Annotated in this window: 12 protein-coding genes; 2 read left to right on the top strand and 10 right to left on the bottom strand. The window is 73.1% G+C overall.

The genetic code is table 11. The features are described 5' to 3' along the window. Positions 1 to 102 precede the first annotated feature (102 nt). From merB to BLW76_RS17060, 7 genes are all read right to left on the bottom strand, one after another. A complete protein-coding gene (gene merB, locus BLW76_RS17090) occupies positions 103 to 705 on the bottom strand; it encodes an organomercurial lyase (RefSeq protein ID WP_091308317.1) in 603 nt (200 codons plus the stop codon). 284 nt (positions 706 to 989) lie between these two features. Beyond that, positions 990 to 2,879: an intein-containing Rv2578c family radical SAM protein gene (locus BLW76_RS17085; RefSeq protein WP_208613314.1), complete on the bottom strand. Its 1,890-nt coding sequence runs from the start codon at positions 2,877 to 2,879 to the stop codon at positions 990 to 992. Between the two features lie 183 nt (positions 2,880 to 3,062). Continuing rightward, entirely contained in the window at positions 3,063 to 4,472 is a 1,410-nt protein-coding gene (gene sthA / locus BLW76_RS17080; RefSeq protein ID WP_244170193.1) for a Si-specific NAD(P)(+) transhydrogenase, read from the bottom strand. A 54-nt stretch (positions 4,473 to 4,526) separates the two neighbouring features. Continuing rightward, positions 4,527 to 5,831 carry a type I glutamate--ammonia ligase gene (locus BLW76_RS17075; protein ID WP_091308310.1) on the bottom strand — a complete coding sequence of 435 codons (1,305 nt, stop codon included), beginning with the start codon at positions 5,829 to 5,831 and terminating at the stop codon, positions 4,527 to 4,529. Next, positions 5,828 to 7,561, bottom strand: a complete 1,734-nt coding sequence (locus tag BLW76_RS17070) for an IucA/IucC family protein (protein WP_091308309.1) — start codon at positions 7,559 to 7,561, stop codon at positions 5,828 to 5,830. Before BLW76_RS17070 ends, BLW76_RS17075 begins: the two co-directional genes overlap by 4 nt. Next, entirely contained in the window at positions 7,558 to 8,835 is a 1,278-nt protein-coding gene (locus BLW76_RS17065; protein ID WP_091308307.1) for a lysine N(6)-hydroxylase/L-ornithine N(5)-oxygenase family protein, read from the bottom strand. Before BLW76_RS17065 ends, BLW76_RS17070 begins: the two co-directional genes overlap by 4 nt. After that, on the bottom strand, positions 8,832 to 10,559 hold the full coding sequence (locus tag BLW76_RS17060) for a pyridoxal phosphate-dependent decarboxylase family protein (protein WP_091308306.1): 1,728 nt from the start codon (positions 10,557 to 10,559) through the stop codon (positions 8,832 to 8,834). The genes BLW76_RS17065 and BLW76_RS17060 overlap by 4 nt, the downstream gene beginning before the upstream one ends. Before the next feature lie 144 nt (positions 10,560 to 10,703). Between BLW76_RS17060 and BLW76_RS17055 the strand changes: the two genes are divergently transcribed. Further along, the gene (locus BLW76_RS17055) at positions 10,704 to 11,105 is read left to right on the top strand and encodes a fluoride efflux transporter FluC (protein WP_091308305.1); all 402 of its coding nucleotides are present in this window, start codon (positions 10,704 to 10,706) and stop codon (positions 11,103 to 11,105) included. A gap of 4 nt (positions 11,106 to 11,109) precedes the next feature. Continuing rightward, the gene (gene crcB / locus BLW76_RS17050; RefSeq protein ID WP_091308302.1) at positions 11,110 to 11,472 is read left to right on the top strand and encodes a fluoride efflux transporter CrcB; all 363 of its coding nucleotides are present in this window, start codon (positions 11,110 to 11,112) and stop codon (positions 11,470 to 11,472) included. 60 nt (positions 11,473 to 11,532) lie between these two features. On the opposite strand, the gene BLW76_RS17045 is transcribed toward crcB, so the two are convergent. The 3 genes from BLW76_RS17045 to BLW76_RS17035 are packed head-to-tail and all read right to left on the bottom strand — an operon-like array spanning position 11,533 to position 15,439. Then, positions 11,533 to 12,483, bottom strand: a complete 951-nt coding sequence (locus BLW76_RS17045) for an LLM class F420-dependent oxidoreductase (RefSeq protein ID WP_091308301.1) — start codon at positions 12,481 to 12,483, stop codon at positions 11,533 to 11,535. After that, complete coding sequence (locus tag BLW76_RS17040) at positions 12,480 to 14,579, bottom strand: S9 family peptidase (protein WP_091319490.1); 2,100 nt, start codon at positions 14,577 to 14,579, stop codon at positions 12,480 to 12,482. Before BLW76_RS17040 ends, BLW76_RS17045 begins: the two co-directional genes overlap by 4 nt. A 20-nt stretch (positions 14,580 to 14,599) precedes the next feature. Further along, the gene (locus BLW76_RS17035; protein ID WP_091308299.1) at positions 14,600 to 15,439 is read right to left on the bottom strand and encodes a PPK2 family polyphosphate kinase; all 840 of its coding nucleotides are present in this window, start codon (positions 15,437 to 15,439) and stop codon (positions 14,600 to 14,602) included. Positions 15,440 to 15,451: the final 12 nt, after the last annotated feature.

Raw genomic sequence — 15,451 nt, 5'->3', positions numbered from 1 at the left:
CCACACATTGCTTTCGGGGGTCCGGGTGGCAGAGCCCCCGGCTCGGGGCGAAGCCCCGAATGTCACAGCGTACGACGTCGGCAGGCTGGCTCCGCGCGGTGGTCAGAGGACGTACTTGGGCCGGGTCTCCAGCGCCGCGACCAGCCGGTGGGCCTGGGCCAGGTAGGCGGCCACCTGGTAGATGCGCCCGCCCGGGTGCGCCACCAGCCAGCTCGCCGCCGCGGACGCGGAGGCGAAGAACGGCTGGCCCGCGCACGCCATCGCGTCGACGCCGTCCAGCCCGAACCCGAGGTCGACCGCCGCGACCACGGCCGTCGGCGGGTCGACCAGCATGATCGCCTGCGACACCAGCTCGATGCGGATGCGCGTCCCGGTGACCGGGCAGACGGACGCGGCGTGGACGCGCTCGCCGGTCGCGATGGCGAGCAGGAACATGTCGACCGTGCCGTCCGGACCCGCGCCGAGGGTGCCTTCGGCAGGCTCGAGGCGGTGGTGGGCGCCGCGCGGTGCGGGCCCGGTCGAGACGAGGTCGCGGTGCAGGGTGAACCCGATCAGCTCGACGAGCCGCCGCGCTTCGGCCGGGGCGACGCCGACGGTCGCGGCGAGCCGGTCGACGCCCACCGGGTGCCGGCCGGCCCGGGTCAGCTTCAGCGCGGCCCAGGCGAGCCGGGCAGCCGCGACACGGTCGGTCTGCGAGGTCGTCACCGTCCGGCTCCTTCCGGGATCGATCCCCTCGACGTTAGGCGCCGGTGAGGTGGGACGACAACGACACGACCGGACATTTTGCCGCAAACCGAAGACACGGGGCCGGGAAAGCCCCGAACGGCCCAGTAGGTCACCCGGTGGGTCCACTGAGGACCGGCGGCCGGCCCTCGGCACCGGGCTCGAACGTCATGAAAGAGTCGTTCATGACGTCTGACGTCATGAACGACTCTTTCATGACGTCGGTGACAGCTCGGAGATCGCGGCCACCGGCTCCTGCTCACACGTCACAGCAGGCGCAGCTGCTCCACCGGTGCCGCCGCGGGCGCCGGCAGCTCCGGGGCCCGCGCGTCGAACCCGCTCTTGCGGTCCAGGCCGTGCCGCCGCAACAGCGGCCCCACCCGCTCCGCCAGCCCCTCGCGATAGGCCTTCCGGACGTAACTGCCCCGCGCGTACAGCTCCCGGTACCGCGGGACGAGCTCCGGGTGCGTGCCCGCCAGCCAGCGGCCGAACCACTCGCGCGCACCGGGGCGCAGGTGGAGCGCGAACGCCGTCACGCTCGTCGCGCCGACGTCGGCGAGCCGGGCGAACAGCGCGTCGAGTGCCTCCTCCGAGTCGGTCAGCCAGGGCAGGACCGGTGCCACCAGCACCGAGCACGGCAGCCCGGCCTCGCGTGCCTTGCGGACCAGCTCCAGCCGCGCTCGCGGGCTCGGCGTGCCCGGCTCGAGGCGGTGCTGCAGCTCCTCGTCGAGCAGGGCGATCGACACCGCGAGCCCGACCGGCACGTCGCGGGCGACGTCACGCAGCAGCGGCAGGTCCCTGGCCAGCACCGTGCCCTTGGTCAGCACCGACAGCGGCGTGCCGGACCGCGCCAGCGCCGTGATGATGCCGGGCATCAGCCGGTAGCGGCCCTCGGCGCGCTGGTAGGGGTCGGTGTTGGTGCCCATCGCGACGTGCTCGCGCCGCCACGACGGCTTCTTCAGCTGCGCGGCCAGCACCTGGGGGGCGTTGATCTTGACGACCACCTGGGTGTCGAAGTCGCGGCCGGCGTCGAAGTCGAGGTAGGTGTGGGTGTTGCGGGCGAAGCAGTTGTGCGACACCACGCCGTCGGCCACGAAGTCGCCGGTGCCGGTGGTGATGTCGAACAGCGGCAGTTGCAGGCCCAGCGGCTCGATCGCCTGCACGCGGCGGCGGCTCGCGCCGATCACCGCGCCTTCCAGCGACCGCTTCCACCCCACCGCGGGGTTGCTCACGTGGAAGAACCGCAGCACCTCGCCGACGCCGCCGAGCAGCCGGACCTCCTGGCGCGTCGGGAACTTCGGCACTTCGTCGACCTGGTGGGCGAAGCCGAAGCGGGCGAGCGCGGCGACGAAGGCGTCGGCGATCTCGGGCTCGTCGTGCGCCACGGCGAGGACGCCGCGGCCGTAGTCGCCGGCGATGTCGAAGACGCCGGCGAGGAACCCGCGCTGCCAGTGGGCGTCCGGGTCCGGCGGCACCTTGAGGAAACCCACCGACGCCCCGAAGTCCGGCAGGTAGCGCAGTGCGCGCGCGGCGGCGTCCGGCTCGGCGGCGAACCCGCCGGAGCGCAGCATCCCGCAGAGGTAGCCGGCCCGGTAGCCGAGCGTCTCGTCCGGCGTCGGCGCGAACCGGCCGACGCCGATCAGCTCGGTGCCGGGCTCCAGGTGCGGCCGCTGCGCGGCGCCGAACTTGCTGCCGGTGACGTGCTTCCAGCCCTTGCTCGTGAGGAACCGGTGATCCCCACCGGCGACGAGCCGCGTGCCGTCTTCGAGGGTGACGCGGTAGGCCGCGCGCAGGGTCGTCCAGTGCGCTTCGACGCGCGTCGGCACCAGGCGCCGGGACGCGCCGTGGCCGCGGGTGCCGTAGATCTCGTCGCCGACCTTCAGGTCGGACAACGCCTTCGTGCGGCCGTCGGCCATCAGGATCCGGGTGCCGCCCTCGAGGCAGTAGGTGCAGGCGTGGGAGCAGCCGCGGTAGGGGTTGACGGTCCAGCCGAACGGCACGCCGGAGCCGGCGGGCACCTTGTTCAGCACCGATCGCGCGTGCACCTCGTGAAAGGTGACGCCGTCGAATTCCGGTGACCGCACCGATCGCACCAGGCCCTCGAGCCCGGGCAGTGCCGGTTCACCCTCCTCTGTCCGCTGCCGATCCCATCGCACGGCGTCAGTCGAACATATGTTCTAGACAGGTGTCAAACCGGTTCGGGACCAGCGGATCACGTGGTTCCGGTGGTGCTGCTGTGACGGCTGGGACGAGGCCGGCCGGGCCCGGATGTCATGAAAGAGTCGTTCATGACGTCGGACGCACTGAACGACCCTTTCATGAGGTCCCGGCCCGGCGGCTCAGGAAAACCGCTCCAGCGCCCGGATCTTGTTGGTCGCGTCCAGTGCCGCGACCTTGTACGCCTCCGAGAGCGTCGGGTAGTTGAACACCGCGTCCACCAGGTAGTCGACCGTGCCGCCGCAGCCCATCACCGCCTGTCCGATGTGGACCAGGTCCGTTGCGCCCGTGCCGAACACGTGGACGCCGAGGAGTTTCCGGTCGGCCGTGGACACCAGGAGCTTGAGCATGCCGTAGCTGTCGCCCGTGATCTGGCCGCGTGCCAGCTCGCGGTAGCGGGCGATGCCCACCTCGTACGGCACCGACGACGACGTCAGCTGGGCCTCGGTCGCGCCGACGTACGAGATCTCCGGGATCGTGTAGATGCCGATCGGCTGCAGCGCGCCCAGCTCGTGCGCCGGCTCGCCGAACGCGTGGTAGGCCGCGAGCCTGCCCTGGTCCATCGACGTCGCCGCCAGTGCCGGGAAGCCGATCACGTCGCCGACCGCGTAGATGTGCGGGACCGCCGTGCGGTAGTTCTCGTCGACCGCCAGCCTGCCGCGTTCGTCCGCCGTCAGGCCCGCCGCCTCGAGGTTGAGCTCGCCGGTCATGCCCTGGCGGCCCGCCGAGTACATCACGCCGTCGGCGGGGATGCGCTTGCCGCTGACCAGGGTCGTGATCGTCGCGTGGTCGTTCACCGCCACGTCCGCGACCTTCTCGCCGAAGCGGAACGTGACGCCGAGGTCGCGCAGCTGGAACTTGAGCGACTCGACGATCTCCGGGTCGCAGAAGTCGAGCATGTGGTCGCGCTGCTCGACGACGGTGACCCGCGATCCGAGCGCGGCGAACATCGACGCGTACTCGATCCCGATCACCCCGGCGCCCACCACGACCAGCGAGGACGGGATCTGCTCGAGCCGCAGGATCTCGTCGGAGTCGAGCACGCGGGCGGCGTCGAAGTCGACCTGCTTCGGCCGCGCCGGCCGGGTGCCGGTGGCGATGACGACGTGGTCGGCCGACAGCGTCCGCCGGTCGCCGCGGTGGCGGCCCTCGACCAGCACGGTGTGCGGGTCGGTGAACGAGCCGGTGCCGTCGACCAGGTCGATGTGGTTGCGCATCAGTTGCGCGCGCACGACCTGGACCTCGCGCCCGACGACGTGCTGGGTGCGCGCGAGCAGGTCGGCGATGGTGATGTCCTGCTTGACGCGGTAGCTCGCGCCGTAGAGCTCGCGCTGGTTCATGCCGGTCAGGTAGAGCACGGCCTCGCGCAGCGTCTTGGACGGGATCGTGCCGGTGTTGACGCACACCCCGCCGACCATGTCGTGCCGGTCGACGACCGCCACCTTCTTGCCGAGCTTCGCCGCGGCGATCGCGGCCTTCTGCCCGCCGGGGCCCGAACCGATGACGATGAGGTCGTACTCGTGCTCGCTCACGACGTCGAGCCTGCGCACCCGGAGCCGCCGGCGCAACCCCCCACGGCGAGCGGATCAGGATCGCAACGCCCCCCGGCGACGCTGCCAGTCGGTGACCGCGTCCAGCCCGGATTCGATCTCCTCGGTCAGCAGCGCCGCCAGCTGAGCCGCGACGTCGGTCCCCAGCAACTCCCCCACCCGATCCAGCAACGACAACGCCTCCCACGGCGAAGCAGCCAGCGACCCCACGGACACCCCCGGCTCGGGCGGCCTCAGCCCCTCCTCCAGCCCGAACCGCCCGGCCGCCAGCAGAGCCGCGACCACGAGGTGCGGCTGGGCGTCGGCGCCGGCGAACCGGAACTCCAGCCGCCGGTCACCCCCGGCCCCGGCGACCCGCACCGACGCAGTCCGGTCGTCGTGCCCCCACCGCACCTCGCGCGGCGAAAACGGCGCGGTCCGCAGCCGGACGTAGGAGTTCCACGTCGGTGCCCACACGGCCGTCAACGCACGAGCTTCACGGAGGACGCCGGCCAGGAACCCGCCCAGCAGATCCGGCTCCGAGCCGTCCACGGCGGACAACGACAGGTGGACGTGCCCGGAGTTGCCCTGCCCCGGCTCGGGAGCGGCCAGGTAGTCGGCGGTGACACCGTGCCGGGCGGCGGCCCGCCGCACGACCAGCTGCTGCAGGAGAACGTCGTCGCAGGCGGCCAGGGCGTCCCGGTGCCGCAGCACGATTTCGTACTGCCCCGGGTGGCACTCGGCCCGCGCGGACTCGACCCCGAGCCCGGCATCCGCCAGATCCGCCCGCAGGTCACGCAGCAACGGCGCCAGCCGTTCGGTCCCGCCCACCGCGTAGTCGACGCCGTGGGGGGTGAGCGGCCCGGCCGCGTCACGGAACACGACCTCGTGCTCGATGCCCACCGAAGGCACCAGCCCCAAGCCCTCCAAAGCCGCCAGCTGCCCCCGCAGCACCTCCCGCGGCGCCAGCTCGGCGGCCGCACCGGACGGCCACTCGGCGTCAGCCACCACTGCCCACGTCCGGTCGCCCAGGGAAATGGCCGAAGCGGCGTCCGGCCGCACCCGCAGATCGCCGAACCCTTCGAGATACCCACCCAGCACGCCCGACGCCGGCAGCGGCTCCCGCTCCGGCGTCCACGCGAAGACGTAGCTGCAGACGCCGTAGCCGTCTTCGAGCGCCGAAGCGGCGAACGGCGCGGCCAGCTCCACCGCGGCGAACCGGGAATGCGGATCGGGGACCAGCAGCAGCAGCCGGGCGCCGTCCTCCTCGAGCACGCCACGGAGCACGGCCGAGCCTGCCGCGGCCGCCGCGCGCCGGGCGGAGAGCGACCGCGGCCCGGCCGGCCGCGCGAAGGCCGTCACCAGGCGCCACCCGGATCCGGGGCGCGCAGCGGGTTCGGCACCCGCCCCCAGCGGACGTCGAACTCGTCGTCCCGTTCCACCTTGTCGAAGCCCTGCCCGGCGAAGTGCTCCCGGTTGAGCGTCACCCGCTCGACGTCGGGCGCGAACAGCCGGCACGCGTCGAACCGCACGGCCAGGTCGGGGTTCCGGTCGCGGTAGCGGCCGACGATCTCGCGCACGAGGGCCCAGAACGCCGCCCGCGGCAGGCCGGCCTCGTCGAGCAGCAGTTCGGCCCAGAACCGGAACTGACCGGAGAACACCGAGCTGAACAGCGACTGCGCGAGCAGGTGCGCTGGCCACCGCAGCATGTCCGCGGCCGCCTCGGGCGGCAGTGACGCATAGCTCGGCAGCTGTTCGTCGAGCAGGTCGACGCCCTGGGCGAAGTCCTTGATCAGCACCCGCTGCGGCAATCCGGCGGCATCGACGACCAGGATCAGGTTCTGGCCGTGCGGGCAGAACCCGACGCCGTGGCGCAACAGCCACTGCAGCAACGGCGTGAGCGTCAGGTCGAACAGCCGCGTCAGCCACGCCTCCGCGTCCCCGCCGCCGATCAGGTGCGCCAGCACCGAACCACCGTTCGGACCGCGGTACGGCAGCGCGGCGAACGAGATCGCGCGTTCCCCCTCGGCGAGCCGGATGGGTTCGCGCCACAGCGCACCGAGGGTCTCGTGGAACCGGTACGGCAGTTCCTCGAGGTGCCCGAACAGCGGGTGCTGCACCGAAACGCTCGCGACCTCGCCGAGCAGCCCGAACCGGTATTCGTCCGACAGCAGCGGATCGCCGGCGCTGACCTGCCGCAGCCACGACGTCACCGACGGCCCGGCGAGCGTGGCCGCCGAGTTGAGCCCCCGGTAGACGAGCGTGTTCCGCACCGAAACGGCGGTCTTGACGTCGTGCCGGCCGGGCGTGCTCACGTTCGCCAGTGTCCGGACGGTCTGGTGCGGACGATAGGCGTCGGCGCTCTCCCCGAGCTCGATCACGACGCCGGTGGCGAGCTCGGCGGCGTAGAGCGTGCCGAGGATTTCGTCGGCCTGCCACGGGTGCACGGGCACCCAGACGTAGTTCCCCGGCGCCTTCGCGGCGAACTCGTCGCGCAGCTCGCCCAGCTCGGCGGCCAGCAGCGCGTCCCGGCTCAGCTCGTCGACGCAGCGGAACTCGGCGTGTTCGGGGTGCACGGCGAACCAGCGCAACCGGACGTCCTCCCCCGCTTCCGGGGCGTAGCGCGCCCGGTCACGCGCGGAGAACCCCACGCGGCCCTTGTTGAGCACGAGCCGCGGGTGCCCGGTGAGGTGCCCGTCGGCGAGGTTGTAGTCCATAGTGGACAACTCGGCCGCGCTCGGCGCGCGACGCAGGCGGGCGGCCTCGTTGGCGACCGTCGAGGTCAGTTCGGCGAGCACGTCGGCCAGCCGCAGCCCGCTCAGGCCGAGGACCTCCCGGGCGTCGACGACGAGGGTCCGCGGGTCGGTCACCGGTTCCCCGGACCGCCGCGCGCTGCCGGGTTCGACGGTGAGGGCGTCGAACGCGCCCCGCCGGGCGCGGAACGTGTAGACCGCGCCCGGCAGTTCCAGGCGGTAGGCGCCGTCGTCGGCCGCGACCGGCTCCAGCATGTGCTCGTAGGACAGCTCGCCGAGCATCTTGTGCGTGATCAGCGCACCGGCCGCGCGCCAGGCGGCCGCCTCGTCCATGCTCACTTCTCCTCCAGGCCGAACGTGGTGAAGGCGGTGCGGTCGGGCAGCTCGTGCACGGTCTTGCCGCACACGGCGTTGAGGATCACGGCCGCCCGCCACGCGCCGAGACCGAGGTCGGGGGCGCCGGGCCCGTGGGTGTGCCGTTCGGCGTTCTGCACGAACAGCGAGCCCGGCACGTCGAGCGCGACGCGGTAGCCGGCGTCGACTTCGAGCCTGCCCTGCGCGTCGCGGTGGACGGCGTCGCCGAGCCCGGCCAGCAGCGGCCCGGTCGGCGCTTCCGCGTACCCGGTGGCCGCGACGACCGCGCCGGTGCGCAAGGTGGCTTCGCGCCCCTGCTGCGCGTGCCGGACCCGCAGTTCGACCTGTCCGTCTACTGTGGACGATCCGACGACCTCGACGCCCGGGGTCAGCACCGCTCCCGGCGGGCCGGTGATGCTGCGGCGGTAGAGCTCGTCGTGGATCGCGCCGATCGTTTCGGTGTCGATGCCCTTGTAGAGCTGCCACTGCGTGGGCAGCAGCCGGTCGCGGACGGCTTCGGGCAGGCTGTGGAAGTACGCGGTGTAGTCCGGCGTGAACTGTTCCAGGCCGAGTTTCGAGTACTCCATCGGCGCGAACGCGGGGGTGCGGGCGAGCCAGCGCAGGCCGTCCACTGTGGATCGGTTGCGGAGCAGGTCGAGCACGACTTCGGCACCCGACTGCCCGGAGCCGACGACGGTGACGCTCTCGGCGGCGAGGAGTTCTTCCCGGTGCGTCAGGTAGTCGGCCGAATGCCACGCCGGGACGCCGGGATCGGCGACGAGGTCCCGCAGCGGTGCCGGCACCGACGGCACCGAGCCGACGCCGAGCACGACGTGGTCCGCGAGCACCGGTTCCCGGCCGGCGATGGTGAGTTCGAAGGCGTCGCCTGCCCAGCGGATGCCGGTCACCTCGTGGCCGAAGTGGCACGACGGCAGCCGCGCGGCGGCCCAGCGGCCGTAGTCGTCGTATTCGACACGCGGCATGTGGAACCGCTCGGCGAAGTAGAACGGCAGCAGGCGGCCGCGGTCGCGCAGGTAGTTGAGGAAGGAGAACGGGTTCGTCGGGTCGACCAGCGTGACGAGGTCGGCCAGGAACGGCACCTGCAGCGTCGCGCCCTCGACGAGCAGGCCGGGGTGCCAGCGGAACTCGGGGCGGGCGTCGAAGAAGACGGCGTCGAGGCTTTCGACACCGGCGGCGAGGGCCGCGAGCGAAAGGTTGAACGGCCCGATCCCGACGCCGGCGAGGTGGTGGCGCCTCACGAAGCGACCGGGCTTTCCCGGCCGGCGACGAGCTCGGCCCCGGCGGTGGCGACGATCCGGTCGAGCAGCGGGACGTAGTCGGCGGCGGTGGTGTGCGGGTGCAGCAGCGTCAGCTTGAGCCACAGCTGGTTCGCGCCGCCCGGCCCGGTCGGCAGCGCGGCCCGGCCGATGACGGCGGTGCCGGCTTCGAGGAGGGCGCGGCGGACGCGCGCGACGAGCTCGTCACCGGCGGTCTCGGTCTTGTCGGCGACGACCGGGCGCAGGACCACAGTGGACAGTTCGGGCGGGCCCCAGAGCCGCAGGCCGGGGTGCTCGTCGACGTGCCGGGCGACCTCGGCGGCGGTGGCGCAGCAGCGTTCGACGAGCGCGCCGAGTCCGTCGGTGCCCAGGGCGTGCACGGTGACGGCCATCCGGAAGGCGTCCGGCCGCCGCGACGTCCGGATGGAGCGGCCGAGCAGGTCGGGCAGGCCGGCTTCGGTGTCGTCGTCGGCGTTGAGGTACTCGGCGCGGACGGTGAGGGCGCCGAGATCGGCGGCGTCCCGGGCGGCGAAGAGCCCGGCGGCGACCGGCTGCCAGCCGAACTTGTGCAGGTCGAGCGCGACGGAGTCGGCCAGTTCGAGCCCGGCGAGCTTGGTTTTGAGGGTGTCGCTGCAGAGCGCCATGCCCCCGTAGGCGGCGTCGACGTGCAGCCGGGCCTGGTGCCGGTGGCAGATCCGGGCGATTTCGGGCAGCGGGTCGAGGGTGCCGGTGTTGGTGGTCCCGGCGGTGGCGACGACGACGCAGCCGGGGGTGAGGACCGTTTCGAGGGCGTCGGGAAGCAGCCGATCGCCTGCGCAGGGGACGACGATCGGCGCGGGCAGGCCGAGCAGCCAGGCGGCCCGGGCGACGCTGTGGTGGGCGTTGGCCCCGCAGACGGGCTGGACGACGCCGTTTTCGCGGGCGAGGAGGAGGCCGAGGAGGTTGGATTCGGTGCCCCCGGTGGTCACGACGGCGTCGGGGTTTGCGGCGTCGGGGTAGCAGAGCCGCGCGATCCCGGAGGTGAACTCGCGTTCGAGTTCACTGGCGACGGGCGCCTGGTCCCAGGAGTCCATGGAGGGGTTGAGGGCACTGGCGACGACATCGGCGGCCACGGCCACGGCGAGGGGCGGGCAGTGGAGGTGGGCGGCACAGGCGGGATCCGCGGGATCGGCAGAGCCCGCGGCGAGAAGCCGGCTGAGCTGTTCGAGCGCGGCTTCGGCACCGACGCCGCCGCGGGGCAGGGCGCCGGTTCGGGAGGGCGGGGTGGGCGCCGTGTGGTGCGGCTCGGTGTGGTGCGGCTCGGTGTGGTGCGGCTCGGCGGGCTGCGGCTCGGCGTGGTGCGACTCGGCGGGCTCCGCGCCGGCCGCGATCGCCTCGACGGCGCGCGCGGGGTCCCCGGGCTCGGCGGCCGGTCGCGGCTCGCCCGCCGAGATCGGCCCGGCGGGCGCGAAGCCCGGCCCGGCGGGAGTTGCGTCGGGCAAGAGCGCCGCGGGCGCGCGATCCCCGGCAACAGCCGAGCCGGTCGGGGCAGCCTCGACCTCACCGCGCTCCGCCACCAGGGCCGCCGCCACCGCGGCCGGTCCGCCTGCCGGGGCCGGGCCGCCGCGTTCTGCGACTCCTGCCGCCATTCCGCGGAGGGCCGCCGGGATCAGCTCGGCGAGCCGGTCCGCGCCGCCCTGGCCTCCGGCCAGCCCGTCTGCCCGCATGTGCCCTGCCTTCCTTAGGATTGCCTTGCCTACGCTGAGCAACACTACGGCGACCGACGGCTGCCTGTCATCCGACCTCGTCCAGCATGCTCGACCGGGTGGCGGGAACGCGTCGGCCATCGGGAGTAGGTTCACCGCGAGGAGGTGATCAGCGTGCCGCGGTGGGACGTCCTGGCGGCGATCGGTGCCGGCGGCGCGCTCGGCAGCCTCGCCCGCTACGGCCTGTCGCTCGCGATCCCGCACGCCCGCGGCGAGTTCGCCGTCGCGACGCTGCTCACCAACGTGCTCGGCTGCCTGCTCATCGGCGTCCTGATGGCGATCCTCACGACCGCCGCCCACCCGCACCACCTGCTCCGGCCGTTCCTCGGCGTCGGGATCCTCGGCGGCTTCACCACGTTCTCCACGTTCGTCACCGACACCCTCGACGCGGCGACGACCGGCCGCCTCGCGGGATCCCTGGCCTACGCGGCCGCGTCGGTGGGCCTGTGCCTGGCAGCGGTCGCGGCCGGCCTGGCGGCGACGCGCGCGGCGCGGAAGGGACGATGACGGAGTGACGCCGGTCCTGGTGGCCCTCGGCGGCGCGGCAGGCTCGATCCTGCGCTACCTGACCGACTGGAAAATCCGGCAGTGGCGCGATTCGCCGTTCCCGTTCGGGACGCTGGCGGTGAACATCGTCGGCTCGTTCGTCCTGGGCATCCTGAGCGGCTGGCTCCTGCACGGCGCGGAGCCGTCGTCGGTGCGCGCGCTGGTGGCCGTCGGCTTCTGCGGCGGCCTGACGACCTTCTCGACGTTCGGCTACGAGACGGTCCGGCTGTTCTCGGAGAAGGCGCGGCTGTACGCCGTTCTCAACGTGGTCGTGACCGTCCTCGCGGGACTCACGGCCGGCGCCCTCGGCCTGTGGCTCGCCGCGTAGGGGCGGACACGCCCCTCGCCACCGTCACTTTCCCGCGAAAGTGACGGTGGCGGGCCGGGATCAGCGCGGCGCCAGGCCGCGCACCTGCTCGAACGGGTCGCCCCCGGTCGGCAGCAGCGCGATGATCGGCGTCGTCAGCCCGTTGTCCACATAGGACTGCACCTGCTCCCGGCAGGACTCGACGCTGCCGTGGATCACCAGCTCGTCGACGACCGAATCCGGGATGACCTGGTTGGCCTTCTGCCGGTCGCCTGCCGCCCAGGCCTCGTGCATGGGCGCCAGCTGCGGACCGCGGCCGAGCCACTCGTGGAACGCCGCGTACACCGGCACCGTCAGGTAGCTCGAGATCAGCATCCGGCCCAGCCCGCGGGCCGCCTCGGCGTCCTCCGTCGGGCAGACGAAGATGCGGGCCGCCAGCTCGACGTCCGGGCCCACGACAGAACGCACCTGGGGCACGTCCGACGCCGCCAGCCAGTTCGTGATCGCGCCGTCCGCCTCGCGCGCCGCCAGCTTCAGCATGCCCGGGCGCAGGGCCGCCAGCATGATCGACGGCGCCGGGTCGGCCGGACGCTCCAGCCGGAACTTCGAAACCGCGAACGTCTCGTACTTCTCGCTGACCTTCTCCCCCGCCAGCGCCGAACGCAGGAAGCGCAGCGTGTCGCGGGAGCGCGCGAACGGCTCGTCGAAGGACGCCGCGTTCCAGCCGGAGACGATCACCGGGGACGACGCGCCGATGCCGAGCACGAACCGGCCCGGCGCCAGCTCCGCGACCGTCGCCGCCTGCATGGCCAGCAGGCCGGGGCCGCGCGTGTACACCGGGACGATCGCCGTGCCCAGGCGCAGCTGGGGCGCCCACTGCGAGGCCAGCACCAGCGGCGTGAACGCGTCCGTGCCCGCCGTTTCGGCCGTCCACGCGTCGGTGTAGCCCAGGTCCGGCAGCTGCTCGACCAGTTCCTTGTGTGCCGTCAGCGGCACCCCGGTCAGCGGGATCGTGAGGCCCCAGCGGCTCATGCGCTCTCCTTTTCGACGGCGGACAGCTCGCGCAGCAGCCAGTCGACCTGCGTGCGCATCAGGTTCTCCGCGACCTCTTCGGCCTGCGGCGTCATGTGGGTCGCGCCGGCCAGCGGCAGGAAGACGTGCGGGCGGCCCTTCGCCAGCAACGCCGACGACAGCCGCAGGGCGTGCGCGACGAACACGTTGTCGTCGGCCAGCCCGTGCACGATCAGCAGCGCGCGGCTCAGCTCGCCCGCGCTCTCGATCAGCGAGTTGTGCGCGTAGCTCTCCGGTTCGTCCTGCGGTTTCCCGAGGTACCGCTCGGTGTAGTGCGTGTCGTAGAGCGACCAGTCGGTGACCGGCGCGCCCGCGACCGCCGCGTGGAAGACGTCCGGCCGCCGCAACACGGCCAGCGCCGACAGATATCCGCCGTACGACCAGCCGCGGATCGCCACCCGCTCCAGGTCCAGCTCCGGGAACTGCGCGGCCGCCGCCTGCAGCGCGTCCACCTGGTCCTGCAGGGTGACGTCGGCGAGGCGCCCGGCGATCTCGCGCTCCCACACCGCGCCGCGGCCCGGCGTGCCCCGGCCGTCGGCGACGAGCACCGCGAAGCCCTGGTCGGCGAGCCACTGCGACGTCAGGAAGGCGTTGCGGCTCTGCAGCACGCGCTGGGCGTGCGGGCCGCCGTACGGGTCGAGCAGCACCGGCAGCTTGCCCTCGCTCGGCTCGTACCCACGCGGCAGCAGCAGCGCCGCGCGCAGGGTGCGCTCGCCCAGCGTCAGCCAGGTCAGGTTCGGCACGATGTCCGGGTCCACAGTGGACGACGTAATCGTCGCGACCGGCGCGCCGTCGCGCAGTACAGAGACGCGCGGGCCGCTGTACTCCAGGCTCCACGACGAAAGCACGGTGACCGCGGCGGAGCCGGCGCCGACGTGCACGCCGTCCACAGTGGACAGGCGACGCACGGACGAGCCCTCGGTGCGGAAGACGTGGATCTGCGTCGGATCGTCCTCGGACGCGCTGAACAGGATCTCGTCGCCGATGTCGAGGACCGCGCGCAGCTGCAGCCCGGCCGGGGTGACGGCCTCGCCGCCGACGAACAGCCGGTGGTCGCCGTCGACCATGCCCTCGACGACCAGGCGGCCGTCCGGCGTCCAGGCCGGGACGCCGCCGACGATGTCGATCCAGTGCTGGTCGGCCGCGGTGTGCACGACCGACGTCGAGCCGTCGGCGACGTCCACCGCGAGGACGTCCATCCGCTTCTGGTCGCGCGGCTGCACCGCCAGCAGCGGCGCGCCGCCCGCCGACCAGTGCACCGAGGCCAGGTACTCCCAGTCGCCCTGCGCCACGTCCACGCGGGAGCCGTCGAGGCCGAGGATCGCCAGGGAGACGAGGGCGTTCGTGGTGCCGGCGGCCGGGTAGGCGACGACGTTGGCCGGGTGCTGCGGGTTGGCCGGGTCGGCGATGGTCCAGCGCGGGACCGGGCCGCGGTCGGAGCGCTCGGCCAGGATGCCGCGGCCGTCGGGGGCCCACCAGTAGCCGCGGGTGCGGTCCATCTCCTCGGCGGCGATGAACTCGGCGAGGCCCCAGGCGATGTCTTCGCCGTCCTCCTCGACGAGGACGCGGTCGTCGCCGGTGGCCAGCTCCAGCACGTGCAGCCGCCGGTTCTGGACGTAGGCGACGTGCGTGCCGTCCGGGCTGGGCCGCGGGTCGATGACCGCGCCGTCGACGCGCAGCGTCACCTCGCCCGAGGCGAGGTCCAGCGTGTAGAGCTTCCCCGACAGCGAGAACACCGCGACGGTGAAGGCCGCGTCGACGCCGTAGTGGACGACGCCGCCGCCGGTCTCGCGGGCCCGCTCGCGCCGCGCGCGCTCTTCGGCGGGCAGCTCCTCTTCGCCGGGCAGCAGCTCGGCGGCGTCGACGAGCTTGGTTTCGGCGCCGGTCACCAGGTCGGCCGACCAGAGGCTGTGCCGGGGGTCGGTGCCCGACTCCGCGCGCAGGAACAGCACGCGGGAGCCGTCCGGGGCGACCCGGAACTCCTTCGGCGCGCCGAGGGTGAAGCGCTGGGTCCGGGCCTGCTTGCGGAGGAACGGGAGGTCGTCGACATCGGTCACGCCCGCACTCTTCCAGACGATCACGATCGCGCGCCAACACCCTTCAGCTTGGCCAGCTCCGCGTCGACGTCGTAGTCCGGCGCCGGGAACCGCGGCTTCAGCTCGGCGAGGGTCTCGATGAGCAGCTCGGCAACGGCCCAGTTGCGGTACCACTTGTGGTCGGCGGGCACCGCATACCAGGTCGGCGTCTTCTCGAAGATGTCCGCGTAGGCCTTCGCGTAGGCCGGCCAGTGCGACCGCGCTTCCAGGTCGCCCGGGTTGTACTTCCAGCGCTTCTCGGGCGTGACGAGCCGGGCCTTGAGCCGCTTGAGCTGCTCTTCCGGCGAGATGTGCAGGAACACCTTGAGCACGGTCGTGCCCGCCTCGGCCAGCTCCGCTTCGAAGGCGGTGAGCTCGGCGTAGCGGCGGCGGCGCTCGGCCGCGGTGAGCAGGCCGTTCACCCGCGGGACGAGGATGTCCTCGTAGTGCGAGCGGTCGAAGACGCCGATCTGGCCGGGCGCGGGCAGCTGCTTGCGGATCCGCCAGAGGTAGTGGTGCCGCCGCTCGGTCGCGGTCGGCTTCTTGAACGCCGCGTACCGGACACCCATCGGGTTGACCAGGCCGAGCACGTGGGAGACCGTGCCGCCCTTGCCCGAGGTGTCCATGCCCTGCAACACGAGCAGGACGCTGCGCCGCCCGCCGCCGACGCCCTCGGCGTAGAGCGCCTCCTGCAGCGCGGACAGCCGCTCGCCCGCGCTGCCGAGCTCCTCGAGGGCCTTCGCCTTCTTGCCCGGCCCGACCGGGGTCGAGCCCGGGTCCGGCAGCTCGCCGCCGACGCGCAGCGCGTCCCGGACCCGGCTTCCCTCGTCCTTCTTGGCCATCCACGCAGGCTA

It is taken from the genome of Amycolatopsis tolypomycina, from assembly GCF_900105945.1.
Lineage (GTDB): Bacteria > Actinomycetota > Actinomycetes > Mycobacteriales > Pseudonocardiaceae > Amycolatopsis > Amycolatopsis tolypomycina.
This window is presented reverse-complemented; position numbering and strand designations above follow the sequence as displayed.

Coding starts and splice junctions, on each gene's coding strand:
- BLW76_RS17045 (WP_091308301.1), bottom strand. CDS start 12,483: ATGAGCCGCTGGGGCCTCACGATCCCGCTGACCGGGGTGCCGCTGACG.
- BLW76_RS17060 (WP_091308306.1), bottom strand. CDS start 10,559: ATGCGGGCAGACGGGCTGGCCGGAGGCCAGGGCGGCGCGGACCGGCTC.
- BLW76_RS17035 (WP_091308299.1), bottom strand. CDS start 15,439: ATGGCCAAGAAGGACGAGGGAAGCCGGGTCCGGGACGCGCTGCGCGTC.